This is a genomic window from Caulobacter sp. ALps2 (assembly GCF_058681635.1).
The window spans coordinates 2,299,918-2,323,723 of record NZ_CM178743.1; the positions used below are offsets into that span (position 1 = coordinate 2,299,918).

Consider the following 23,806-nt stretch of genomic DNA (forward strand, 5'->3'; position numbering starts at 1 on the left):
CGGGATGACGGGTTAGGTTGGTGCAAATCCTAGTAAGGCAGCTGATCCGCTGGCGGCTGCCCTGGCGGGGTCGACGGCTGCAACGTCTCCGCCGCCTTGGCCGCCGCGTCCAGTTCCGAGGCCGCGCGGGCGAATTCGGCCGACAGGGTCTCGTAGTAGCCGTTGCGCGGGTCGGGCTCGGTCTGGGGCGCGGGGTCGGGCAGCAGCCAGGCGAAGTCGCGAACCGCCAGGGTCTGGTGGGCGGTCATCATGAAGCGTCGCCAGATGCTGGCCGGGATGTCGCCGCCGACCACCTTGTTCATCGGCTTCTCGTCGTCGTTGCCGACCCAGACGCCGGTCACGTAGTCGGGCGTGAAGCCGACGAACCAGGCGTCGCGCCAGTTCTGGCTGGTGCCGGTCTTGCCCGCCGCCGGGCGGCCGAAGGCGGCGCGCTTGGCGGTGCCGTCCGAGACCACCTTCTTCATCATCTTCACCATGATGCTGGCATGGCCGATGTCATAGACGCGGCGCTCGGCGGCCGGCGGCTGGTGGGCGAACAGCGACTGGCCGTCCTGGGTGGTGATCGACTCGATGACATAGGGCTCGAGCCGCACGCCGCCCTGCTGAAACACCTGGAAGCCCGAGGTCAGCTGCAAAAGGTTGACCTCGTACGAGCCCAGCGACACCGACAGGTCGGGCACGGGTGGCAGGGAGGTGATGCCGAAGCGGCGCACCAGGTCGCCGATCGCCGCGCCGCCGGCTTCCTTGCCCAGCTTCACGGCCACGGTGTTGGTCGAGGTGACCAGGGCCTGCTCGACGGTCATCGGACCACGATAGCCGCCGCTGTAGTTCTCCGGGCTCCAGTCGCCGAACTTCACCGGCTCGTCGACGCGGATGTCGGTGGGCAGCACGCCCTTTTCGACGGCGGCGGCGTAGATGAATGGCTTGAAGGTCGAGCCCGGCTGACGCTTGGCCTGGACGGCGCGGTTGAACGGGCTTTCGCTGTAGCTGGCGCCGCCGACCATGGCGCGGATGGCGCCGTCGGCCGACAGCGACAGCAGGGCCGCCTGGCTGGCGCCCGAGCGGGTGGTCTCGGTGGCCATGGTCTGGCGCACGACCTCGGCGCCCTCGTGCTGCAGCACCGGGTCGATGGTCAGGCGCACCACCAGGTCGGGGGCGTTCTGGCCGGCGATCTTCACGGCCTCGGTGGTGGCGTAGTCCAGCACCCAGCCGTAGTCGCCCTCGTCCTGCAAGGCCATCGGCGACAGGCGCGGGGTGTCGTCCAGCGCGCGGCTTTCCTGCTCGGCGGTGATCCAGCCTTCCTTGCGCATGTTGGCCAGGATCAGGCGCGAGCGGGCCAGGGCGCGCTCCATGTCGTTGGTCAGGGCCAGGCGCGAGGGGGCCTTGGGCAAGCTGGCCAGCAGCGCCGACTCCGAGAGGGTCAGCTGGCTGGCGGGCTTGCCGAAATAGGTCTGGGAGGCGCCGTCGACGCCATAGGTGCCGGCCCCGAAATAGATGCGGTTCAGATAGAGCTCGAGTATCTCGTCCTTGGAGAGGACCTGCTCCAGCTTATAGGCCAGCAGCATCTCCTGCAGCTTGCGCTTCACCACCCGGTCGGGCGTCAGGAACAGGCCCTTGGCCAACTGCTGGGTCAGGGTCGAGGCGCCTTGCTTGGTGCGACCGCCGCGCCAGTTGACCCAGGCGGCGCGGGCGATGCCCTGGGCGTCGATGGCCCCGTGCTTGTAGAAACGCCGGTCCTCGGCCGCGAGGAAAGCCAGGGGCACGTAGTTGGGCACCGAATCGACGGTGATGCGCTGGCCATAACGCGGGCCGCGCGTGGCGATCACCTGACCGTTGCGATCCTCGAAGCGGATGCCGGGCGCGCGGTTGACCGCGAACAGCGCCGAGCGCGAGGGCAGCTGCGGCGTGTCCTTCAGATACTTGAACCAGACATAGGCCGCCCCGCCGCCGACGGCGAGCACGCCGATCAGGAACGAGACCAGCAGGGTCCCCCAGATCCAGCCCCACTTTCGGGCCTTCTTCTTGGCCGCGTGGTGCTTCAAATCAGCGCGGAACGGCTCCTCGGGCGGGGGCGGAGGCGGCGCGGATTGGGGCGGCGGGGCGGCGTCCGAGAGCTTGAACGGATCCTTCAGCGGCGGCTCGGAAGCCCAAGGATCATGGGCCGGACCGTGCGGCTGCGCGGGCGCGCCTGGGCTAGGTCCCGGCCCCCGTTTGGACGGATCCTTGTCGTCGAACTTGTAGGGCGGAAGCGTCCAGTCGTTCACGGTCTGCGTCAGGCTCTGTTTGGTCGCCAACTAAATCGGGTTTAGGACGGCGTCATGACGCCACGCAAACCTTTCTGGGAGACGAAGACGCTCTCCGAGTTGACCGTCCCCGAGTGGGAGAGCCTATGCGATGGCTGTGGTCTTTGCTGCCTGGTTCGCTTCGAAGACGAAGATACCGGCGAGATCATACCCACGCGCGTGCACTGCCAGCTGTTCGACGAGCATCGGTGCCAGTGCAAGGACTATCCGAACCGCAAGAAGACGGTGCCGGACTGCATCAAGCTGACGCCGTACAACATCGAGGACCTGGAGTGGATGCCGCCCTCGTGCGCCTACCGCCGGATCCACGAGGGCAAGGACCTGCCACTATGGCATCCGCTGGTCACCGGCGATCCGGACAGCACCCACAAGGCCGGGGTCTCGATCCGCGATCAAACGGTGTCGGAGCTCAGCTTCGTCGACGCCGAGGACGCCATGGACTTCGTGGCGACGGATCTGATGCGCGATCGTGGGGATGACCTGTACGAGCCGGAGGACGATGAGGACTAGGTCGCGCTTGCGGCCGTCCGCGTCCTCCCCATTTCCGGTAAAGCTTTCTCCGGAACCGCACGCATGTCGCTGTTGATCGCCGCCCTGATCGCGCTGCTGGCGCTGGCCGTGTCACGTACGCCGGGCGGGAGGCTGTGGCGGCTGCTGGTCGAGGCGCCGGCGCGGCGGCTCGATACGATGAGCTGGCGGACGTTGCTGGCCGGGGCGATCGTGATGGCCTTCGCCATCTTCGCGGCCGAACTGGTGATCGCGGACCTGGTCTGGGTGCTGGCCTTCGACATCGTCGGCTGGATCGAACTGTTCGCGGCGACCCTGATCGTCACGCGGCTGGCGCCGGGGTGGCGGTCGTTCAGAGGGCAGCTCGGAAATCTGGTCCAGCGCGTCGTCCGGGCGCGTCCTCGGACTGTGCGGGCGCGGCGCATCCGTCGCCCGGCTCAGACCTCCGATGACCCCGACCCGGAATGGGGCCTCGCCTTCGCCTGAGGTCCAGAAACAGAAAAGGCCGGCCCGCGAACGCGGAACCGGCCTTTCGTCGCCCTTACGGCGAGAAGCTGAAAGCTTCTTATTTCTTGGCGGTGAAGCCAGCGAACTTGGCGTTGAAGCGCGAGACGCGGCCGCCACGGTCCATCAGCTGGGCGTTGCCGCCCGTCCACGCCGGGTGCGTGCGCGGATCGATGTCGAGCGCCAGGACAGCGCCTTCCTTGCCGTAGGTCGAACGGGTTTGATAGTTCGAGCCATCCGTCATGGTGACCGTGATGAAGTGATAGTCGGGGTGAATGTCTTGTTTCATGGCGGCGATCCAGTCCGACTAAGCCGGCGAGTGTGAATTGGGGTAAGCGCCATCCCGCGCACGCGCGGGGTGGCCCTCGAAGACGGGCGGCTATAAAGAACCCGCGCGATTTTGGCAAGGGACTGTTGATGACTGACGTGAACGCCGGCGAGCAAAAGGCCGAAGGCCGCCCCGGCGCGGGGGCCGAACTGGTCCAGGGCATGGCCGAGGCCAAGGCCCGGCGGGCGCGCCGCAAGGACATCCGTCCGCTGGTCCATCTGCTGCCCTTCGTGAAGGCCCACAAGGGCGACGGGATCGCCGCGGCCTTCTTCCTGCTGTTCTCGACGGGTGCGACCCTGGGCCTCACCGCCGCCTTCAAGGAAGTGATCGACCACGGATTCGCCAAGGGCTCCGGAGCTGAGATCAACAGCGCCTTCGTCGGCCTGGGCGCGGTGGCCATGGTGCTGGCCATCGCCACGGCCCTGCGATTCTTTTTCATCACCCGCCTGGGCGAGCGGGTCGTGGCCGATGTGCGCCGGGCGCTCTACGGCCACACCCTGACGCTGGACCAGCAGTATTTCCTGAAGACCCGCACGGGCGAGGTGCTGTCGCGGCTGACCACCGACGTCTCGCTGATCGAGCAACTGGTCGGGGCCTCGGCCTCGATCGCCCTGCGCAACATTCTCAGCCTGGTCGGCGGCCTGGGCTACATGGCGGTGGTTTCGCCCAAGCTGGCGGGATTCATCGTGCTGATGGTGCCGGTGATCCTGGCCCCGATGTTCCTGGTCGGCCGCCGCGTGCGCAAGCTGACCGTCACCGCCCAGGACAAGTTCGCCGACGCCGTCGGTTATGCCGGCGAGAGCCTGGACGCCCTGGAGACCGTGCAGGCTTTCGGGCGCGAGCGGACCTCGTCAGTGCGCTTCGGCGGGGCGGTGGACGAGGCCTACAAGGCCTCGGTGCGTCGGATCACCACCCGGGCCACCATGACGGCCATGGTCATCACCCTGGCCTTCGGCGGCGTCACCTTGCTGCTGTGGAGCGGCGCGCGCCTCGTCCTGGCCGGCGAGATGACCGGCGGCACCCTGGCCCAGTTCGCCATGCTGGCGGTGATGGCCGCCGGCTCGATTGGCGCCCTGGGCGAGGTCTGGGGCGATGTCCAGAAGGCCTCCGGCGCCATGGACCGCATCGCCGAGTTGCTGAACGCCCAGCCCGACATCGCCGCGCCGCCGGCCCCGACGACCCTGCCGGTCCCGGCCCAGGGCGCGATCGTTTTCGAGAACGTGGTCTTCGCCTATCCCGGCCGCCCGGACCTGCCGGCCCTCAACGGCTTCGACCTCAGCGTGAAGCCCGGCGAGACCGTCGCCCTTGTCGGTCCCTCCGGCGCGGGCAAAAGCACGGTGCTGCGGCTTCTTTTGAGGTTCTATGACCCACAGGCCGGGGGTATCCGCCTTGACGGCGTCGACCTGCGCGACGCGGCGCCCGACGAGGTCCGCGCCCGCATGGCCCTGGTCGCCCAGGACTCGCCGCTGTTCTCGGGATCGGCGATGGACAACATCCGCTTCGGCCGCCAGGACGCGACCGACGCCGAGATCCGCGCCGCCGCCGAGGCCGCCCAGGCCGCCGGCTTCTTGTCGGCCCTGCCACAGGGCTTCGACACGCCGGTCGGCGAGCGGGCCAAGACCCTGTCGGGCGGCCAGCGCCAACGTCTGGCCATCGCTCGCGCCCTGGTCCGTCAGGCCCCGATCCTGCTGCTGGACGAGGCCACCAGCGCCCTCGACGCCGAAAGCGAGCGCCTGGTCCAGCAGGCCCTGACCGCCGCCATGGAAGGCCGCACCACCCTGGTCATCGCCCACCGCCTGGCCACCGTGCTCAAGGCCGACCGGATCGTGGTGATGGAAGAGGGCCGGGTGGTCGAGCAGGGCACGCATGCCGAGCTCTTCGCCAAGGGCGGCCTCTACGCCCGCCTGGCCAGCCTGCAGTTCGGGATCGCGGCCGCCTAGGCGGCCGCGCGGGTCACGTCACTGTCTCGACAAAGCGACGTCGGCGCGCCAAGCCTTTGTACAGGCTTAGCTATTTGCGCAGGTCGGCCGGCGTCGTCGGTTCGCTGATCACGCGTTCCATGGACTTCCAACGGGCGTCCTCGGTCTTGCCAGCGCGGTAGACGTGGTCGCGAACCATGTCTTGGCCGATGTTGTAGTTGATCACGTAGGAGCGGTAGGTCTCGATGAACGACACCCGCTTCTCGGCGCCGCCGCGCGAGTACAGGCTGTATTTCATCAGCGCCTGGATGGCCTGTTCCTTGGTCATCCGGCCGGCCAGGTACTCGGCCGCGACGGTGTTGCCGCTGCTGGACAGGGCCGCCTTGGCCTCCTGCAGCTCGCCATAGGCCTTGGCTGTCGCCGGATCCAGGCCGGCCAGCGGATAGAGCTTGTCGCGCTCGAACTCGGTCTTGGCCTGGCCCGGGAAGGCCAGCTCGATGCCGAAATTGGCGCTACCCTCGGCGATGAACGACTGCGGGGAGAACAGCGGATAGACCGAGTACTCGATCCAGCCCTTTTCCTTGGTCAGTTTCTCTTCCAGCAGGGCGTTCAGCACGTGGTGGCCGGGATAACCCTCGTGGCAGCCCAGATCCAAGGCGCGGCTGATGTAGATCGGCAGGTCGGTGTTGATCTGGATCAGGCTGTGGGCATTGCCCTTGTACCAGTTGTAGCCGCTCCATGGCTTCTTGGTGACGAACTCCATGTCGAAGCGCTCGCCGGCCGGCAGCTTGATGTGCTGTTCGGTCCTGGCCTTGCAGGCGGCGATGCCGGCCTGCATGACGGCTTCCACCTTGTCGGTCGGAATGACGTACTTGTTCTGGAAGGCGTCGACGCGGCCGGCCAGATCGCCCTTGCCGGGAACCAGCTTGTCGATGCGGGCCAGGATAGGATCGTAGCTCTTCAGGGGCTTCAGCACCGGGCGCACGCCGAACAGGCCCTCGGCCTCGTCGGCGAAGCTGAACGTGTCGCCGGCGATCATGGCCAGGCGCGTCTGGGCCGCCTTGACCTGGCCTTTCAGGAACGTCTTGCGGCGCAGCTGGTCGGCGTCGAGATCCTTGTTCGGGACCTTGGCCAGCAGGGTCTGCAGGCGGTCGGCCTCCTTGCGCAGCACCGAGACCGGGCGCGGGGCCAGCTTGGCGGCGTCCTGCATCTCGCTGGGGCCGTAATAGGCGTCGACATAGCCGGGCTCGCGCTCGCCGGCCTCCAGGGTCAGGCGGACGAAGTCGACGGCGATCTTGTCCAGCAGCTCCGAGCCCGGCGAGGCGAAGGCGGGCGCGCCCAGCAGCATGGCGGCGGCGAGAACGGCCGCGGAGACGGCGTGACGGAGCTTCATGGGATCCCCCTGAACGAACAGGCGGGCACGCTGCACCGTCTAGCCCCGGTTCGGCAATATCGAGGAACGATCTTGCCTAGAAGAGGCCGATCCCGATCAGCCGCGCGCGGCGACCGCCAGGGCCGGGAAGTCGCTGAACACGCCGTCGACGCGGGCGGCGTACAGGGCCTTGAACACCGGCGTCACGTCGCCGTGCTGGGCCAGGAAGGCCGGGCTCTGGGCGTCGCCTTTCCGCAAGGTCGCGGGTAGGAAGTAGTTCTCGGCGCGCACGGTCCAGGGGTGGACGGCCAGGCCGGCGGCGTGGGCGTTCTTGACCAGATCGGTGGCCGGCAGCAGCACCTTGCCGTCGTTGGGGACCACCAGGCTCCAGTTCGGCCCCAGGCCGTCGGCATAGACGGCGACGTCCTTCAGGCCTTGGGCGGTGATCAGGTCGGCATAGTTCACGCCCGGCAGGTCGGCCGGTCCGCCTTCCCCGTCGACCAGCAGCACCAGGCGCGCGGCGGTCTTGGCCTTCAGCTTCTTCAGAGGGCCGACCTCGAAGCACTGCACGAAGACCGGCGCGGTGGCCGAGTTCAGGTCCGCGGCCTTGAGCTTGGCGACCAGGCGATCCTCCGTCGGGAGGCCGATCGAAGCGAAATAGGTCGGGTGCTTCAGTTCGGGATAGACGCCGATCGTGCGGCCCGTGCGCTGGGTCCCGGCCTTGGCGATGGCCACGACCTCCTCGAAGGTCAGGACCTGGGCCTGGCCGTCGAAGGCGGTGCTGACGGCGCGCAGCCGCGGCAGCCGCTCGCGGGCGCGCAGGGTCTTGATCTCGGCCAGGGTGAAGTCTTCGGTGAACCAGCCCGTGATCTGCTGGCCATCGATGGTCTTGGTCGCCTTGCGGGCGGCGAACTCGGGGCGGCTGGCGACGTCGGTCGTGCCGCCGATCTCGTTCTCGTGGCGGGCCACCAGGTGGCCGTCCTTGGTGGGGACCAGGTCCGGCTCGATGAAGTCGGCGCCCTGCTCGATGGCGCGCTCGTAGGACAGCGCCGTGTGCTCGGGCCGCTCGCCGCTGCAGCCTCGGTGGCCGATGACGATCGGCTTCTTCGCTTGAGCGAAGCCGAAGCCGGGCAGCAGCGTGCCGGCGAGGGCGGCGGTGGTCATGGCGCGACGGGTAAGCAGGGTCATGGCCGGCGATTTAGCGCCGGGATGTGACGGTTTGGCGAGAGCCTTCGGGCTCTCGCCAACACAAAAAACTACGCCGCCCGCAGCTTTTCCAGGATCAGCGGATAGAGGTCCTGGTTGCTGGCCAGGATCGACTTGCCAGCGACCACATCGTGATCGTTCTCGTCGATCGTCGTGACCTTGCCGCCCGATTCCTGAACCATCAGCACGCCGGCGGCGACGTCCCAGGCGCCGAGGTTGCGCTCCCAATAAGCGTCGAAGCGGCCGGCGGCGACCCAGGCCAGGTCCAGCGAGGCGGCGCCGAAGCGACGGACGCCGGCGACCTTCTGGCTGACCTGGTGGAGTTCCTTCAAGAACTGCCCGTGGCCGGGCTTGCCGGCGAACGGCACGCCGGTGGCCAGGATGCTCTCGTCCAGGTGACGGCGGGCGGCGACGCGCAGGCGCTTCTCGGCGCCCAGGAACGCGCCCTTGCCCTTCTCGACCCAGAACAGGTCGTGGGTGATCGGGTTGTACGTGACGCCGGCCACGACGCCTTCGCCTTCACGCTGCAGTGCGATGTTGACCGCGAAGTGCGGGATGGCGTGCATGAAGTTGGTAGTGCCGTCCAGCGGGTCGACGATCCAGGTGTGGGTCTTGTCGGTGCCCTCGATCATGCCGCGCTCTTCGCCCAAGAAGCCGTAGCCCGGGCGGGCCTTGGTCAGGATCTCGAACAGGGTCTGTTCAGCCTTGATGTCGGCGTTGGTGACGAAATCGGCGGCGCCCTTCTTGGAGACCTGCAGTTCCGTGACTTCGCCGAAGTCGCGGGCCAGGCCGCGGGCGGCCTTCCGGGCCGCGTCGATCATGACGTTCAGGAGGGCGGAAGGCGTGGCCACGGGCGGATATCCTCAAGGAATTGCCGTCGACGCCCGCCGGAATGTCCGGCGGCGGAGCGGTAGGTCGACGGTGTGAAAGAACGGGCGCGGAACCTAATCGTCCACAGGCGGGATGGCAAGACGGGCCTGATTCGACAGGCTTAATGGCCGCGCCGGACGGTTTTCCGCGTGTGCGTATGCGTGTGCGTGTCGGATTGGCGGCGCTTGTCTCATCCTGCTGTCGACACCCAATCGGCGGGGCCACGACGCGCGGGACGCTGGGCTGCTCTGCCTGAAGCTCGACGCCGACGCCGAGCGCGGCAAGCGGCGTCGTGTTCCAGACCACGAGCCTGGAAATCCAGAACGACCGCATCGCCGGCTACGCTGCGCAACCCTGGGGATCTCTCCAGGGTGGACGCCTAGGGAAGTTCGACCTTCGGCAGCGTGTCCTTGGTGTCGCAGGCCAGTTTTCCCGCCTTGCCGACGGCGCCGGAGATGTCCTCGATCTTGGCTTCCTTGCGCCAGCCCTTGGGCAGGCCCTTGGTCCCGTCGAAGTCCATGCCAAGGTCCATCCACTTGTCCGACGCGCAGTCCAAGGCGAAGACCAGGATTGGTCCCTTGCTGGCCGGCCAGTTCTTGTAGGGACCATTACCCTTGCCTTCGGCGATGCGGGTGACGATCAGTCCACTGGACTGGTCGACGCGGGTGAAGTCCACGTCGTAGTAGGTCTTGGTCTCGCCTGGAGCCAGCTTCCAGGTTTCCGCGATCGAGGCGCCGGAAAACGCCAGGACCGGTACGCTAAGCAAACACACCACGAGTCGCTTCATGTCAGCGTCTCCCCCTTACCTGTTGTTCGCTGGGAGAGACGCTATGCCTGTGTGCGGTGCGTCACAATATCGGCGTTATCCGAAAGTCAGCGGGCGGCCAAGCCTTCGGCGATGGCGGCGTTCAGGGCCGCGACGGCGGCGTCCGAGCCTTCGGGATAGGCCCACACCCCGGCCGACACGGCCAGGAAGTCCGCGCCGGCCGTGGCCAGGGGCGCGGCGTTGGCGGCGGTGATCCCGCCGATGGCGACGCACGGGACCTCCATCGTCTCCTGCCAGATGGTCAGGATGTCGGGCTGGACGGTGGTGGGCGCGTCCTTGGTCGTGGTGGGGAAGAAGGCGCCGAAGGCGACGTAGTCGGCCCCGGCCTCGGCGGCTTCCATGGCCAGGTGGCGGCTGTCGTGGCAGGTGACGCCGACCATGCGCTCGCCCATCAGCTTGCGGGCGTCGCGATAGGCCATGTCGCTCTGGCCGACATGCACGCCGTCGACCGGCAGGCGGGCGGCGAGGTCCGGGCGGTCGTTCAGGATCACGGCCACGTCGCGAGCTTGGGCGATCGGCCCCAGGACGTCGACGGCCGCCTTGATCACGTCGTCGGGCGCATCCTTCAGCCGGATCTGGAGGGCGGCCACGTCGCCGCCTTCCAGGGCTTTGGCCAGCTGGCGGCCAAAGCCGGCCAGGTCGTCCAGGGCGGGCGGGGTGATCAGGTAGAGGCGGCAGGGGAGCGTCATTCCGCTCGCTTTATGCCAATTCGAGCGCGGATGCGACCTCTGGCCGCTGCTAACCAGAGTGAGAGTCAGTTGCAAAACCTCTCGCGACCGGCTAGATGAGAATGACACTCAATCGGGTAGGGCGTTCTGCGTTGTACGTCTGTAACTGTAACGGCATCCGCGAGCGCGAAGTGCGCGCCGCCATCGACGCTGGCGCCACCCGTCCGGCCGAGATCTTCCGTCACAAGGGCTGCCAGGCCCAGTGCGCCAAGTGCGTGTGCGAGATGCGCCAGATGATCCAGGACAATCGCGAAGCGCTGGCATTCGCCGCCGAGTAGTCGTTGGCGCGGCCGAGCAACGGCCAAGAAGCCAGCAAAATCAGAGATCGCGAGGCACTCGCATGGATTTCTGTGAGAGCGCGAAACACTCGCACACATTCAGGTTGAAGCCCGTTTCGGCTTGCCCCAGGTTCCCGCCGAGATACGAACCTTAAGGAGGCCGCCATGCAGGGCGATCCCGGCATCATCCGACTGCTCAACGCGGTGCTCACCAACGAACTGACGGCGGTCAATCAGTACTTCCTGCACGCGCGGATGTACGACAACTGGGGCTTTAAGCGCCTCGGCAAGATCACCTACGACGAATCGATCGGCGAGATGAAGCACGCCGACATGCTGATCAACCGTATCCTGTTCCTGGAAGGCCTGCCCAACCTGCAGGACCTGCACAAGCTCAAGATCGGCGAGACCGTGCCGGAATGCCTGAACAGCGACCTGCAGGTCGAGATCGGCGGCCGCGAGACCCTGATCCCTGGCATCGTCCAGTGCGAGCAGGCTCGCGACTACGTCAGCCGGGAACTGCTGCGCGTGATCCTCAGCGACACCGAGGAGCATATCGACTTCCTGGAAATGCAGATCGGCCTGGTGAAGTCGCTGGGCGAGCAGAACTACCTGCAATCGGCCATGGGCGAATTGCCGGCATAAGCGCCGCGAGAACCTCGTCCCCACGGGTCTGGCTTCGCCAGCCCGAGGGCGGACGCCGACAAGCTCGGGATGAGGTTCTCAAGTGACGGCCCTACCAGTAGTCCTCATCCTGGGCCTGTCGAAGGACCCGCTAGGCTTTCCGCTCCATGAATACCCGCAGGCTCTCGTCAAGCCCGCGCGCCAGATGTTCGCGCCGGATCTCCAGGAGGTCCGGCGCTAATTTTTTGTCGTCGATGTCGCGGAAGCCCAGGCGCCGATAGTAGGGCGCATTCCAGGGCGTCTCGCGGAAGGTCGACAGCGTCAGGCGCGCTCGGCCGGCGGCCCGCGCCTGGTCGGCCACGGCGTCGATCAGGGTCGCGCCGATTCGCCGGCGCTCGAAGGCCGGCAGCACGTCGATCTGCTCGATATAGAGACTGTCTCCGACGGGGCGGTACATCACGAAGGCCGCCAGATCCCCTTCGACGTCCGCGACCAGCAGGCCGCCGGCCGTGATCCGCGCGGCCAGCACCTCGGCGGGAGAGGGTTCGTCGGCGGCCAGGGCCTCCATCAAGCCGATGAAGCGCTGGGCCGAGGCGCGTTCGATCTCTCGAACGGCCTCGATCTCAAAGGGCCGGGCGGGGCGAATGGCGACGGTCATGCCGCCATGCTGATCCGGGAAGGTCGTCTGGTCTAGGCCGCGCGAGCGCCCGGGCGGCGTTGCTGGGCGACGCCGCGAGCTTGCGGTTGCGCCGTCTGGTGCTGGCCGGTGCGGAACCGGGTCATCAGGGCCGACAGTTCGTGAGCCTCGGTGCGAAGGTTGGCGGCGGCCGCGGTGGTCTCTTCCACCATGGCCGCGTTCTGCTGGGTCACCTGATCCATCTGGTTGACGGCGCTGTTGACCTGGTTGAGGCCGGTGGCCTGTTCCTGCGACGAGCGGGCGATCTCGGAGATCAGGCCGTCGATCTCGCCGACCTTGGCGACAATGCCGTCCAGCGACGCGCCGCTTTCGCCGACCAGCTTCACGCCCCGGTCGACCTGGGCGGTCGAGTTGGCGATCAGGGTCTTGATCTCCTTGGCGGCGTCGGCCGAACGTTGGGCCAAGGCTCGCACTTCCTGGGCCACGACCGCGAAGCCACGGCCGGCTTCGCCCGCGCGCGCGGCTTCAACGCCAGCGTTCAGCGCCAGAAGATTGGTCTGGAAAGCGATCTCGTCGATGACGCCGATGATCTGGCTGATCTGGGCCGAGGACTTCTCGATCTCGCCCATGGCCGCGACGGCCTGCTGGACCACTTCGCCCGAGCGGCCGGCGTCGACCCGCGCGGCCGAGGCGGCCTGCGAGGCGCGGCGGGCGCCCTCGGCGCTGCGCACGACCGTGGCGGTGATCTCGTCGAGGGCCGCGGCGGTCTCTTCCAGGCTGGCGGCCTGCTGCTCGGTGCGACGCGACAGGTCGTCGGAGGCGTAGGAAACCTCGTCGATGCCGGCCTGCATGCTGTTGGTGCGGTGGACGATCGTCGAGACGGTGTCGCGCAGGCAGTCGATCGCGGTGTTGAAGTCGTCCTTGACCTGCTGATAGCGCGGATCCATCGCCGCCTCGATGTGCTCGCTGACGTCGCCCCGGGCCAGGCGACCCAGGCCGTCGGCCAGCACGGTGACGACGTTATTGTCCTGGTCGGCCTTCTTGCGGGCCGCCTCGGCGGCGGCGCGCTCCAGCTCTACAGCCGTGATGTCGGCGGCGAACTTGATGACCTTGATCGGCTTTCCAGCCTTGTCGAACAGTGGGTTGTAGGAGGCCTGGATCCAGATCTCCTTGCCGCCCTTGCCTACGCGCTTGAACTTGTCCGAGAAGAATTCGCCGGCGTTCAGGCGACGCCAGAACTCGCGGTATTCACCGGTCTTGGCATAGTCGTCCTCGACGAACAGGCTGTGATGGCGGCCCTGGATCTCCGACAGGCCGTAGCCGAGCGTCTTCAGGAAGTTGTCGTTGGCCGTGATGATCGTGCCGTCGAGGTTGAACTCGATGACGGCCTGACTGCGATGAATGGCGGCGATGATCGCCTCCATTTCGGCGATCTGGCCCGTGGCCTTGCTGTCGTCCTGGCGCGTCCGGAAGAAGGACATCGGCGATTTCCTCTCGCGTGAGGTCCCACCGAGCGCACCACCTTGGAGACGCCTGCTTCTCACGCTACGGCGAAAAGTTGCGCCCTGAAACTCAAAAGAGCCTTAACGGCGAACGGCCGCGGTCAAGGCTCGAAAAAAAGATGCTACAAAAAAATGCTTCTAAAACAGAAGGTTGACCTATCAAGCTAAACGCGACGTTTTCCTTAACGCGTCATCCGGTCGCACGAGACTTTCGGCTAGAGCCTCTCGCGCGAGGGTCGTGGAGTCGGCGCTCGCGCCGATTTTCGGTGGCGCGGCGCGAGGATCAGGCCATCATACGCTCTAGGCCCCGCTCGAGCTGGAACCAAGGCTCAGCTGGGCTGTTTGACCTTGCGAGTTCACGAGGGAGTCCCGCCATGCATATCGCCAACGGAAAGTCGCGCGAGCGCGCCCTGCCCGGTCGCGAAGCGTTCGAGCTCGACCGGCGGGAGGGCGCCCATCCGGCGGCGCAGATCGCGGTCGGCGCGGCCTTGGCCGGCGGGGCGATCATCGCCGCGCTGATGATGGGCCGTCGTCACGAAGCGGTGCTGGACGACGAGATGTACGCGGTCGAATTCGCCGAGATGCACGAGCCGGTGGCGCATCAGCCCAAGCCGCTGACCAGCCTGCTGCTGCCGCCGCTGTTCATCGCCATGACCCTGTCGGGCCTGCGCACGTGGAACGCGCCGGCCAGTCCGGCCCGCACCCGCGCCCTGACGATCTGGAGCCTGGTGCAGGGCTTCAACGCCCTGTGGCTGGGCCTGGGCGCGCGCCGCGTCGGCGGCCAACTGGGCGCGGCCACGGCCTCGCTGGCGGCTTCCGCGGCCTATGCGCTGGAAGCTCGCAAGGTCGGGGGCGGCTCCGCGCCGGACCTCGGCTGGATCGGCATCGCCAACGCCCTGACGACGCAGCTGTGGCGCCGGTCGCCGCTGCGCGTTCCGACCATCCACTAGGGTCTAGGCGGCGCGGGCGGCTTGCCGTTCGCGCAACGCCAGCAGCAAAGGCAAGCCCAGCGACACGCCCGCCAGGACCACCGCCGCGGCGGTGATCCAGAACGCGCGCCAGCCGATCCGCCGCGCCTCGGCGGCGGCGAAGCTCAGCAGCACGACCGCCGACACGATCACGTCCCAGCCGAAGAACGCGCCGATCCGTGTCGAGAACAGCTCGGCGACGAACGGTCCGGGCGCGAGGCCGTGCTCCATGACCCACGGCGCGAAGGCGCTGTAGGGCAGGAGCAGGCCGGGCAGGCAAAGGAGCCAGTAGAGGCGAGACATGGGCGTTCCCCGACGAAGGATCCGATAGGACCTCCGGGCGCGCGCCGTGTCGACGTCAGGCGATCTTGAAGAGGCGATCCAGGCTGAATTTGCCCCCGCCGCGCGCGATCAAGAACAGCAGCAGGCCCGCCCACGACAGGTGGGTCGGCCAGGCGTCGGGATAGACGAAGATCTCGATGACCGCCGTCATGCCCAGGAAGGCCAGGGCCGACAGGCGGGTGAACAGACCCAGCACCAGCAGGATCGAGAACAGGTGCTCGGCATAGGTGGCCGCGTGCGCCGCCACGACAGGCGACAGCAGAGGGACGTGGTACTCGCTCTCGAACAGCGAATAGGTCCCGTCGGTGATGTGCAGGACGCCGTCGACCTTGGTTCGGCCCGACTGGAAGAAGATCGCGGCGACGCCAAAGCGTGTGACAAGGGCCAGGACGTCCTCGGTCAGCACCTTGCGGGCGACGTCAGCGAAGGCGTCGAAAGGGGCGCGGAGCGTGAAAGCGGTCATCGGTCTATTTCCATAAAGACGCCGTCGGCGATCAGGGTCGCGAACAGCGCGGCGAGGTTGGCGGTGGGATCGGCCAACAGCGCGCGCTCGGCGGCTTCGGCGGACGTCAGGCCGTCCCGGCAGGCGTGCAGGAACGCGGTTTCGGCCACGCCGATCACGCGATGCATGACCGCGCCCTTGGCGCGGACGCATAGGAGCGTTTCCGCGTGCTCGGAGAGCTCCAGATCCTCGCGGCCAGCGCGGGCCGCCGACCACAGGCTGGGCAGGCCAGCCTCGAAGCTGGCCAAGCGGACGCTGGGATGCGGCGGCAGGGACGTCGTCGCCAAGACCTCCGGCGCCAAGGCCGCCAGCGCCTGAGCCGTCAGGACCGGGGTCTCGGCGGCGAACAGGGCTTCGGTCCAGAGGCGGTCCAGGTGGGCGACGCCGGCCAGGTACGGCAAGTCGTCGGCCGGCGGGAAGCGTTCCAGCCAGGCGGGGAAGGCCTGGCCATAGTCCAGCAGGGCGGCGCTGGCCGGCGGCGCTTCGCGGGCGAACAAGGCGGCGGCGGCGCGGAACCAGTCCTCGCCGACCATCGACAGCACGGTTGGAAAGTTGGCGGCCAGGGCGTCGACGCAGCCCTTGGCGATGGTGTTGCGGTAGACCGACAGGCCGGCCTGGCCCTCGCCCGGCGGCAGCCAGGGCGACAGGGCCGACGGGCTTCCGGCCAGGGCGGCGACGAAGGCGTCCTGGAAGTCGAGCAGTTCAGGCATCGACCGTCTCCAAGGCGGCGAGCTCGCCGCCGGCGCGGTCGCGCTCGGCCATCAGAGCCGAGAAGGCGGGGATGTCATCGTCGCGCTCGATCAGCGTGGGGCGCGGGCCAATACGGCGGATCAGGCGGCGATAGAGCGCCCAGACCGGCTCGGCGACTGGCGCGCCGTGGGTGTCGATCAAGAGGCCCGAGCCACCGTCGTCCACGCCATGGCCGGCCAGGTGGATCTCGCCGATCGCGGAGGCGGGCAGGGCGTCCAGATAGGCCTCGGCCGAGTAGCCGAGGTTGCGAGCGCTGACGAAGACGTTGTTGACGTCGACCAGCAGGCCGCAGCCGGTGCGCTCGACCAGGGCGGTGAGGAAGCCGACCTCGTCCAGATCATGGCCGGTCAGGGGCAGGTAGAGGGACGGGTTCTCGATCAGAACTTGGCGTCCCAGGACGTCCTGCACGCCGCCGATATTGGCGGCGATGCGAGTCAGGGCGGCGTTCGTGCGCGGGAAGGGCAGGAGGTCGGGCTGATGCGCGCCGCGATGGGTCGACCAGGCTAGGTGCTCGGAGACAACGAAGGGCTCGAACCGCTCGACCAGACGCTTGAGGGCCAGCAGGTGCTCGGCGTCGGGATCGGCGTCGGCGGCCAGCGACAGGCCCACGCCATGCAGCGACAGCGGGTGGCGCGCGCGGACGGCCTCCAGCGCGGACAGGCGTGGCCCGCCGGCCGACATGTAGTTCTCGGGATGGACCTCGAACCACAGGCCCGGCGCGGCGCACGCGAGCGCGTCGTCATAGTGCTGGGACTTGAGGCCGAGGCCGGCGGTGGGGGTCATGGGAAGCTCTCGGGAATCCGTCTCCCGGCGAAAGCCGGGACCCAGATCTCAAAGCATTGGAGCTGACTGGAAGAGCGCTGAGATCGTGGAAATCACGTCCGCGCTCTTCCATCTGGACCCCGGCTTTCGCCGGGGACACGGAGTGTGGAATTACATCTTCGGCGTCAGCGAACCCATGCCCTTCGGGGTCTTCATCGTGACGCAGGTGCCCTTCTTGACCATCTTCCAGGCGTCGCCCTGGTAGTCGACCTTCGAGGTGCCGGCGCACGAGGTGCCAGCGCCAGCCTTGCAGTCATTCTCGCCGGCCTTGGCGACGCCGTAACACTTTTCCTGGTCGCCCTTGCCCTTCATGTGGTCATCGGCGGAAGCCATCGAGACGCCGGCCGAGAGGGCCAGGACAGCGGCGAGGGCGGCGGTGGCGGCGGTGCGGTTCATGGGGTTTCTCCTGGAGATGTTTCTTGCCGACGCGACATCTTGTCGCCCGGTCGAAGGGAGATACGAAGGCTCCGCCCCGAAGGTTACACCGGCCAAAAAACAAAAAACGGGGCGAACAAAATTTCGGCGCGGCGTTTTCGGCTGGTTCCGGCGCGGCGCGACACCGTGTAACCATCCGGCCCTCGCGCGCGAATAGGGGCAGGCGTGACGGATACCGAGACCCGTTTGAAGGCGCTGATGCTGCGCGCGCTGGACGGCGACGCCGCCGCCTATCGCGAGTGTCTGGCCGTTCTCGGCGTCCGGCTGCGCGCCTATTTCGCGCGCCGGATGTCCGGCGCGCCCGGCGATGTGGAGGATCTTGTGCAGGAGACGCTGCTGGCGGTGCATCTCAAGCGATCGACGTGGGACTCGTCCCAGTCGTTTACCGCCTGGGCGCATGCGGTGGCGCGCTACAAGCTGATCGACCACTGGCGGCGGCGGAAGATCCGCCAGACCCTGCCGATCGAGGACCATATCGAGTTCCTGGCGGCCGATGAGCCGGAGCCCGGCGTCGGCCTGGAGCTGGATCGCGCCCTGGCCACCCTGCCCGACAAGCAGCGCACCCTCGTCGCCGACGTCAAGCTGACCGGCCTGTCCCTCGCCGAGGCCGGGGCCCGCGCGGGCATTTCCGAAGGCGCGGCCAAGGTCGCCCTGCACCGGGCGCTGAAAGCGCTGGCCGAAAGGATGCGTCGTGCGGACGGATGATCTGATCGACGCCCTCGCCTCGGACAGGGAGCCGACGCGCGCGCCGCCCAAACGCCTGGCGATCGTCGCGGGGCTGGGCGCCCTGGCGGCCCTGATGCTGGTGCTAGCCTGGCTGCACACGCGACACGACCTGATGCCCGCCATGCGTGGCGGCATGTTCTGGATGAAGGCGCTCTATACCGGGGCGCTAGGCACGGCCGGCTATCTGGCCATCGAACGCCTGGCGCGGCCGGCGGGCTCTGGGCGGCGCGGCTGGATGCTGGGCGGCGCGGTGCTGGCCCTGTTCGGCTTGGCGGGGATCGTCCAGGCGATCACGAGCCCGGACATCCAGATGACCCTGCGCATGCTGCGCGGTCACTCTTGGCACGTCTGCAGTCGCAATATCTTGGTGCTGGGTCTGCCGATGCTGGCCCTGGGCCTGTGGGCCGTGCGCGGCATGGCGCCCACCCGGCCGGCCGCCGCCGGCTTCGCCACGGGCCTGTTCGCCGGCGGCGTGGCGGCCACCGTTTATGGCCTTCACTGCGCCGAGAACACCTTCACCTTCGTAGCCCTCTGGTACAGCCTCGGCGTACTGGCCCTGGCCGCCCTCGGCGCGATGGTAGGGCGCTGGACGCTGCGCTGGTAGGCAGACCCCGTGTCCCCAGAACTCGCGACGATCAAGTTTCGTATCGTCGCCTTCCGGTCGATTGACAAACCGTCGTTCCGTCAATTGAAGTGCCGGCGCTTTTGCGACTGATCCGCGATAAGCGCTACTGAAACCGCCGGCCGGCTCTGTGGGGAGAGGCGCGTGACGATCGACGACACCCTTGCCTCCCCGGACGATCGGGGAGCGAGCGGCGCGGGCCTCGGCGCGCCTATCTGGTCGACCGCGACCCTGCCCTGGCGGCTAGTCGAGATCGCCGGCGCTGGCGCGCTAGCCGGCGTACTGATGATCCTGCTGTGGCTGGATCTGAGGCCCGACCTGTCCGTGGCGGCCGGCCACACCTTCTTCTGGATCAAGGCCGTCTACCCGGCCGGTGTCGCGGGCTGCGCCCTGGTCGCCACCACGTGGTTGGCGCGTGGACGTAAGGCCGGCGTCATGGCCCTGGCGCCGGCCGGCGCGGCGGCTTGCGCCATGTTGATCGCGGCCGGCGTCCAGAGCGTGGCCATGAGCCCGGCCGCTCTGGTCGCGCTGCACTGGCCCAACGCCTTCGTCTGCATCGGCAATGTGCTGGTTATCGCCGCGCCGATGCTGGCCCTGACCGCCTATGGCCTGCGCGACGTCGACCTGCTTCGGCCCGCGCCCACCGGATTCGCCGCCGGACTCTTTTGTGGGGGCGTCGCGGCGACGGTCGACGGCTTGCACTGCTGGCAGGGGACCTACGCCTTCGTGGGTCCGTGGTTCACGCTGGCCATGCTGGTCAGCGGCGCCATCGGGGCCGGCTCGATCAAGCTGCTCGCCCGTCGCCGCCGCTTTCTGGCGCTTGCCGCAGAATAGACTGACTGCCGAATGAAAAAGGCCTCCCGGAGCGATCCGGGAGGCCTCTTCGTCTTCAATCGCTAGCTCGCCTTACTCGGCGGCGGCCTTGGCCGAATCGGCGCCAAACTTGGCGTGGAGTTCGCCCGAGCTGTAGCGCTTGGCCATCGTGGCGGTCGACAGCGCCTTGATCTTGTCGGCATGGCCGGCCGAGCCGAACTCGACGAAACGAGCCTGGCAGACCTTTCGCATGGCTTCCTTGGCGGGCTTGAGATAGGCGCGCGGGTCGAACTCGTGCGGCTTCTCGACCAGGATCTTGCGGATGGCGCCGGTGATGGCCATGCGGTTGTCGGTGTCGACATTGATCTTGCGCACGCCGTGCTTGATGCCGCGCTGGATCTCTTCAACCGGCACGCCCCAGGTCTGGGGCATCTCGCCGCCGTATTGGTTGATGATGTCCTGCAGGTCCTGCGGGACCGAGCTGGAACCGTGCATCACCAGGTGGGTGTTGGGCAGGCGGCGGTGGATTTCCTCGATCACGTTCATGGCCAGGACGTCGCCGTCCGGCTTGCGCGTGAACTTATAGGCGCCGTGGCTGGTGCCCATGGCGATGGCCAGGGCGTCGACGCCGGTCTGGGCGACGAAGTCGACCGCCTGGTCCGGATCGGTTAGCAACTCGTCGTGCGACAGCTTGCCTTCGAAGCCGTGGCCGTCCTCGGCCTCGCCCATGCCGGTCTCCAGCGAGCCCAGCACGCCCAGCTCGCCCTCGACCGAGACGCCGCAGCTGTGGGCCATCTGGACCACCTTGCGCGTGACCTCGACATTGTACTCGTACGATGCCGGGGTCTTGGCGTCTTCCATCAGCGAACCGTCCATCATCACCGAGGTGAAGCCGTACTGGATCGCCGTCGCGCAGGTCGCCGGGCCGTTGCCATGGTCCTGGTGCATGCAGACCGGAATGTGCGGATAGATGTCGACCAGGGCGTCGATCATCTTGGCCAGCATGATGTCGTTGGCGTAGTTCCGCGCCCCGCGCGAGGCCTGGATGATGACCGGCGAGTTGACGGCTTCAGCCGCCTCCATGATCGCCAGGCCCTGTTCCATGTTGTTGATGTTGAAGGCGGGCAAGCCGTACTCATGCTCGGCGGCATGGTCCAACAGCTGGCGCAGCGTGATGCGAGCCACGTAATTCTCTCCTGCAAGCGTGAAGTAGGTTGAGGTCGTTTCTTGTTGTTGGGGCCGTGACGCTTGTGCGTTCTCTGCCCGGGTAATCTGTCTGGCACAGACTGAACGCGGATCTGCACGATCCGCGCCAGCAAAAGGGTCTTTAGGCTTCGAGCGCGGCGACGCCCGGAAGCGTCTTGCCCTCCATCCATTCAAGGAACGCGCCGCCGGCGGTCGAGACGAAAGTAAAGTCGGCCGACACGCCCGCGTGGTTCAGTGCAGCGACAGTATCACCGCCGCCCGCGACCGCCACGAGTTTACCCGATTTCGCCAGCGATGCAGCGTGTTTTGCCGCCGAAACCGTCGCTTCGTCGAACGGAGGGACTTCGAACACACCAAGCGGGCCGTTCCAGATCAGGGTATTGCTTGCGTCCATGGCCGCCAGCAGGCGCTTGGCGCTCTCCGGACCGGCGTCCAGGATCAGGTCGTCGGCTTGCACTTCGTTCAGCGCGCGGACAGCGGTTTCCACACCAGGCGCGACCTTCTTGGCGACGACCACGTCGACCGGCAGCAGCAACTCGCAGCCAGCGGCGTCGGCCTTCTTCATGATCTCGCGGGCGGTGTCGGCCAGGTCCTTTTCGCAGAGCGAACCGCCGACGTCGTGGCCTTGGGCGAACAGGAAGGTGTTGGCCATGCCGCCGCCGATCGCCAGGCGATCCAGCTTCGCGACCAGGTTGTTCAGGAGGTCCAGCTTGGTCGAGACCTTGGAGCCGCCGACGATGCCGATCACCGGCTTCTTCGGGTTGCCCAGCGCGGCGTCCAGCGCTTCCAGTTCGCGCTGCATCGACAGGCCCGGATAGGCCGGCAGCAGCTTGGCCAGGCCTTCGGTCGAGGCGTGGGCGCGGTGGGCGGCGCTGAAGGCGTCGTTGACATAGACGTCGCCATTGGCGGCCAGCGCCTTGGCGAAGTCGGCGTCGTTGGTCTCTTCGCCGGCGTGGAAGCGGACGTTCTCCAGCAGCGCGACGCCGCCGTTCTCGAGGCCGTCGACAACCTTGGCGGCTTTAGGACCGATCGCGTCGGAGGCGAAGGCGACCGGCTGTTCCAGAAGTTTGCTCAGCGGCTCGGCCACGAAGGCCAGGCTCATTTCCGGCACGACCTTGCCCTTGGGACGGTCGAAGTGGGCCAGCAGGACGACCTTGGCGCCTTGCTTGGACAGGTAGTGGATGGTCGGCAGCGCCGCGCGCAGGCGGGTGTCGTCGGTGACTTGCTGGCCATTTGGGCCGCCCTCGACGGGGACGTTGAAGTCCACCCGGACCAGGGCGCGCTTGCCGGCGAGATCGGCGGTGTCGAGAGTGCGGAAGGTCATCTGGGCGTCCTGGGCAACGGATATCGGGCAAGGAAAACCCCCGCTCCTGGTAAGGAGCGGGGGTTGGGTATCTCGGTTCCTTAGAGGAACTTGGCCATCTCGAGGGCCGTGTCGCTCATACGGGTCGCGAAGCCCCACTCGTTGTCGTACCAGCTGAGCACGCGGACCAGCTTGCCCTCGATGACCTGGGTCTGGGGCAGGGCGGCGGTCGAGCTGGCGGCGATGTGGTTCAGGTCCGACGAGACCAGCGGGTCGGTCGTCGTGAACAGCACGCCCTTCATCGGACCGTCGGCGGCGGCCTTCAGGGCGGCGTTAACCTCGTCCACCGTGGTGTCGCGCGAGGGGACGACCTTCAGGTCGATGACCGAGACGTTCGGCGTCGGGACGCGGATCGACGAACCGTCCAGCTTGCCCTTCAGGGCCGGCAAAACGAGGCCCAGGGCCTTGGCGGCGCCGGTCGAGGTCGGGATCATGCTCAGGGCCGCGGCGCGGGCGCGGTAGAGGTCCTTGTGCATGGTGTCCAGCGTCGGCTGGTCGCCGGTGTAGCTATGGATCGTGGTCATGTAGCCACGCTCGATGCCGACCAGGTCGTGCAGGACCTTGGCGACCGGGGCCAGGGCGTTGGTCGTGCACGAGCCGTTCGAGACGACGATGTCGTCGGCGGTCAGGGTCTCGTGGTTGACCTTGTAGACGATGGTCTTGTCGGCGCCGTCGGCGGGAGCCGAGACCAGCACGCGCTTGGCGCCGGCCTCCAGGTGCAGGGCGGCCTTGTCGCGGGCGGTGAAGATGCCGGTGCACTCGAACGCGATGTCGACGCCCAGGTCCTTGTGCGGCAGGTCCTTCGGATCACGGATCGCCGTGACCTTGATCTTGCCCATGCCGACGTCGATCCAGTCCTCGCCCGACGTGACCACGCCCGGGAAGCGGCCGTGGACGCTGTCGTAGCGCAGCAGGTGGGCGTTGGTTTCGACCGGACCCAGGTCGTTGATGGAGACGACCTCGATGTCGCGGCGGCCATGCTCGGCGATAGAGCGCAGGACCAGACGTCCGATGCGGCCGAAGCCGTTGATGGCGACGCGAATAGCCATGGGTCTTTCTCCTGATTATGGCCGCCAGCCGTGCTCGACCAGCGTTCCCTATTTGGGGTGGCGTTTTGCGGGGGATAGGCGGGAAGTCAAGTCCGAGAAACTCACAACCTTTCCCTGAAAGCTGCTATGGCCTCCGCATCGCCCAAATCTCGCCCCGGCGTCTGGCATAGACGGGGCTGATCTATATGTTGCGTTGCATGATGGAAATCCGCCGATGATCCCGGCCGACGGTACGGCCCTCGACCTCGCCGTGCGCCGCTTGGAGCGTGCGGTCGGTCTGCTGGAACAGCGTCTCGCGGCCCAGGCGGCCGAGACCGTTCGCGCGCCCGCGCCGGGCCTGGCGTTGGCCGAGCCGAGCCTTTTCGACGACCACGAGCGCGCCCGTCTGATCGCGGATCTGGACGCCGCCCGCGAGCGCGAAAAAGCGCTGGAAGAGGCCGGGGAGCAAGCCTCGGCGGCCCTGGGGCGCGCGATCGCCGAGATCCGATCGGCCTTGGGCGACGAGGCCGTGGCCAACGACGATCATGAGCACGGCGAGGACGAGGCTCAGACGGTTCCACCCGAACAGGACGAAGACCTGTTCGACGACCCTAGGGAGGGCTGA

General features: G+C 67.5%; 27 protein-coding genes. 10 read left to right on the plus strand and 17 right to left on the minus strand.

What is annotated here, in order from left to right:
• Nucleotides 1-29: 29 nt before the first annotated feature.
• Complete coding sequence (pbpC, locus tag ACW173_RS11030) at nucleotides 30-2,264, minus strand: multimodular transpeptidase-transglycosylase PbpC (protein WP_492085976.1); 2,235 nt, start codon at nucleotides 2,262-2,264, stop codon at nucleotides 30-32.
• A gap of 54 nt (nucleotides 2,265-2,318) precedes the next feature.
• Between pbpC and ACW173_RS11035 the strand changes: the two genes are divergently transcribed.
• Nucleotides 2,319-2,813 carry a YcgN family cysteine cluster protein gene (locus ACW173_RS11035; RefSeq protein WP_492085335.1) on the plus strand — a complete coding sequence of 165 codons (495 nt, stop codon included), beginning with the start codon at nucleotides 2,319-2,321 and terminating at the stop codon, nucleotides 2,811-2,813.
• Between the two features lie 63 nt (nucleotides 2,814-2,876).
• Nucleotides 2,877-3,296, plus strand: coding sequence for a hypothetical protein (locus ACW173_RS11040; RefSeq protein WP_492085337.1), 420 nt, complete (start codon nucleotides 2,877-2,879; stop codon nucleotides 3,294-3,296).
• A gap of 79 nt (nucleotides 3,297-3,375) precedes the next feature.
• Here ACW173_RS11040 and rpmE read toward each other — a convergent pair whose 3' ends face one another.
• Nucleotides 3,376-3,603: a 50S ribosomal protein L31 gene (gene rpmE / locus ACW173_RS11045; protein WP_492085339.1), complete on the minus strand. Its 228-nt coding sequence runs from the start codon at nucleotides 3,601-3,603 to the stop codon at nucleotides 3,376-3,378.
• Between the two features lie 125 nt (nucleotides 3,604-3,728).
• Between rpmE and ACW173_RS11050 the strand changes: the two genes are divergently transcribed.
• A complete protein-coding gene (locus tag ACW173_RS11050; protein WP_492085341.1) occupies nucleotides 3,729-5,582 on the plus strand; it encodes an ABC transporter transmembrane domain-containing protein in 1,854 nt (617 codons plus the stop codon).
• Nucleotides 5,583-5,652: 70 nt separating this feature from the next.
• On the opposite strand, the gene ACW173_RS11055 is transcribed toward ACW173_RS11050, so the two are convergent.
• The 5 genes from ACW173_RS11055 to thiE form a co-directional block, all read right to left on the minus strand.
• A complete protein-coding gene (locus ACW173_RS11055) occupies nucleotides 5,653-6,954 on the minus strand; it encodes a hypothetical protein (protein WP_492085342.1) in 1,302 nt (433 codons plus the stop codon).
• Between the two features lie 96 nt (nucleotides 6,955-7,050).
• Nucleotides 7,051-8,121: a glycerophosphodiester phosphodiesterase gene (locus ACW173_RS11060; protein WP_492085344.1), complete on the minus strand. Its 1,071-nt coding sequence runs from the start codon at nucleotides 8,119-8,121 to the stop codon at nucleotides 7,051-7,053.
• 68 nt (nucleotides 8,122-8,189) lie between these two features.
• Complete coding sequence (locus ACW173_RS11065) at nucleotides 8,190-8,990, minus strand: inositol monophosphatase family protein (RefSeq protein WP_492085346.1); 801 nt, start codon at nucleotides 8,988-8,990, stop codon at nucleotides 8,190-8,192.
• Nucleotides 8,991-9,388: 398 nt separating this feature from the next.
• A complete protein-coding gene (locus ACW173_RS11070; protein ID WP_492085348.1) occupies nucleotides 9,389-9,796 on the minus strand; it encodes a hypothetical protein in 408 nt (135 codons plus the stop codon).
• An 86-nt stretch (nucleotides 9,797-9,882) separates the two neighbouring features.
• Nucleotides 9,883-10,524 (minus strand): thiamine phosphate synthase, encoded by a 642-nt coding sequence (gene thiE / locus ACW173_RS11075; protein ID WP_492085349.1) that lies wholly within the window; start codon nucleotides 10,522-10,524, stop codon nucleotides 9,883-9,885.
• A 131-nt stretch (nucleotides 10,525-10,655) separates the two neighbouring features.
• Here thiE and ACW173_RS11080 point away from each other — a divergent pair, with 131 nt between their 5' ends.
• Together ACW173_RS11080 and bfr are read left to right on the plus strand one after the other, a co-directional pair.
• The gene (locus ACW173_RS11080) at nucleotides 10,656-10,841 is read left to right on the plus strand and encodes a (2Fe-2S)-binding protein (protein ID WP_492085350.1); all 186 of its coding nucleotides are present in this window, start codon (nucleotides 10,656-10,658) and stop codon (nucleotides 10,839-10,841) included.
• Between the two features lie 165 nt (nucleotides 10,842-11,006).
• On the plus strand, nucleotides 11,007-11,486 hold the full coding sequence (bfr, locus tag ACW173_RS11085; protein ID WP_492085351.1) for a bacterioferritin: 480 nt from the start codon (nucleotides 11,007-11,009) through the stop codon (nucleotides 11,484-11,486).
• A gap of 130 nt (nucleotides 11,487-11,616) precedes the next feature.
• On the opposite strand, the gene ACW173_RS11090 is transcribed toward bfr, so the two are convergent.
• A complete protein-coding gene (locus tag ACW173_RS11090) occupies nucleotides 11,617-12,123 on the minus strand; it encodes a GNAT family N-acetyltransferase (protein WP_492085352.1) in 507 nt (168 codons plus the stop codon).
• Nucleotides 12,124-12,155: 32 nt separating this feature from the next.
• Nucleotides 12,156-13,583: a methyl-accepting chemotaxis protein gene (locus tag ACW173_RS11095; RefSeq protein ID WP_492085354.1), complete on the minus strand. Its 1,428-nt coding sequence runs from the start codon at nucleotides 13,581-13,583 to the stop codon at nucleotides 12,156-12,158.
• Nucleotides 13,584-13,978: 395 nt separating this feature from the next.
• Here ACW173_RS11095 and ACW173_RS11100 point away from each other — a divergent pair, with 395 nt between their 5' ends.
• Complete coding sequence (locus tag ACW173_RS11100; protein ID WP_492085356.1) at nucleotides 13,979-14,554, plus strand: tryptophan-rich sensory protein; 576 nt, start codon at nucleotides 13,979-13,981, stop codon at nucleotides 14,552-14,554.
• 3 nt (nucleotides 14,555-14,557) lie between these two features.
• On the opposite strand, the gene ACW173_RS11105 is transcribed toward ACW173_RS11100, so the two are convergent.
• The 5 genes from ACW173_RS11105 to ACW173_RS11125 form a co-directional block, all read right to left on the minus strand.
• Nucleotides 14,558-14,875, minus strand: a complete 318-nt coding sequence (locus tag ACW173_RS11105; protein WP_492085358.1) for a DUF2834 domain-containing protein — start codon at nucleotides 14,873-14,875, stop codon at nucleotides 14,558-14,560.
• A gap of 55 nt (nucleotides 14,876-14,930) precedes the next feature.
• Nucleotides 14,931-15,377, minus strand: a complete 447-nt coding sequence (locus tag ACW173_RS11110; RefSeq protein WP_492085360.1) for a DoxX family protein — start codon at nucleotides 15,375-15,377, stop codon at nucleotides 14,931-14,933.
• Nucleotides 15,374-16,126 (minus strand): HvfC/BufC family peptide modification chaperone, encoded by a 753-nt coding sequence (locus ACW173_RS11115; protein ID WP_492085362.1) that lies wholly within the window; start codon nucleotides 16,124-16,126, stop codon nucleotides 15,374-15,376. The genes ACW173_RS11110 and ACW173_RS11115 overlap by 4 nt, the downstream gene beginning before the upstream one ends.
• Nucleotides 16,119-16,949 (minus strand): MNIO family bufferin maturase, encoded by an 831-nt coding sequence (bufB, locus tag ACW173_RS11120; RefSeq protein ID WP_492085363.1) that lies wholly within the window; start codon nucleotides 16,947-16,949, stop codon nucleotides 16,119-16,121. Before bufB ends, ACW173_RS11115 begins: the two co-directional genes overlap by 8 nt.
• Before the next feature lie 150 nt (nucleotides 16,950-17,099).
• A complete protein-coding gene (locus ACW173_RS11125) occupies nucleotides 17,100-17,384 on the minus strand; it encodes a BufA1 family periplasmic bufferin-type metallophore (protein WP_492085365.1) in 285 nt (94 codons plus the stop codon).
• 204 nt (nucleotides 17,385-17,588) lie between these two features.
• Here ACW173_RS11125 and ACW173_RS11130 point away from each other — a divergent pair, with 204 nt between their 5' ends.
• From ACW173_RS11130 to ACW173_RS11140, 3 genes are all read left to right on the plus strand, one after another.
• Entirely contained in the window at nucleotides 17,589-18,128 is a 540-nt protein-coding gene (locus ACW173_RS11130; protein ID WP_492085367.1) for a sigma-70 family RNA polymerase sigma factor, read from the plus strand.
• A complete protein-coding gene (nrsF, locus tag ACW173_RS11135; RefSeq protein WP_492085369.1) occupies nucleotides 18,115-18,753 on the plus strand; it encodes an anti-sigma-F factor NrsF in 639 nt (212 codons plus the stop codon). The genes ACW173_RS11130 and nrsF overlap by 14 nt, the downstream gene beginning before the upstream one ends.
• A 162-nt stretch (nucleotides 18,754-18,915) precedes the next feature.
• Nucleotides 18,916-19,605, plus strand: a complete 690-nt coding sequence (locus tag ACW173_RS11140; protein WP_492085371.1) for a DUF1109 domain-containing protein — start codon at nucleotides 18,916-18,918, stop codon at nucleotides 19,603-19,605.
• 72 nt (nucleotides 19,606-19,677) lie between these two features.
• Here the strand turns inward: ACW173_RS11140 and fba are convergent, their stop codons facing one another.
• The 3 genes from fba to gap form a co-directional block, all read right to left on the minus strand.
• Complete coding sequence (gene fba / locus ACW173_RS11145) at nucleotides 19,678-20,769, minus strand: class II fructose-bisphosphate aldolase (RefSeq protein WP_492085373.1); 1,092 nt, start codon at nucleotides 20,767-20,769, stop codon at nucleotides 19,678-19,680.
• 142 nt (nucleotides 20,770-20,911) lie between these two features.
• Nucleotides 20,912-22,114, minus strand: a complete 1,203-nt coding sequence (locus tag ACW173_RS11150) for a phosphoglycerate kinase (protein ID WP_492085375.1) — start codon at nucleotides 22,112-22,114, stop codon at nucleotides 20,912-20,914.
• Between the two features lie 80 nt (nucleotides 22,115-22,194).
• On the minus strand, nucleotides 22,195-23,202 hold the full coding sequence (gene gap / locus ACW173_RS11155) for a type I glyceraldehyde-3-phosphate dehydrogenase (RefSeq protein ID WP_492085377.1): 1,008 nt from the start codon (nucleotides 23,200-23,202) through the stop codon (nucleotides 22,195-22,197).
• Nucleotides 23,203-23,416: 214 nt separating this feature from the next.
• Between gap and ACW173_RS11160 the strand changes: the two genes are divergently transcribed.
• Nucleotides 23,417-23,806 (plus strand): hypothetical protein, encoded by a 390-nt coding sequence (locus tag ACW173_RS11160; RefSeq protein ID WP_492085379.1) that lies wholly within the window; start codon nucleotides 23,417-23,419, stop codon nucleotides 23,804-23,806.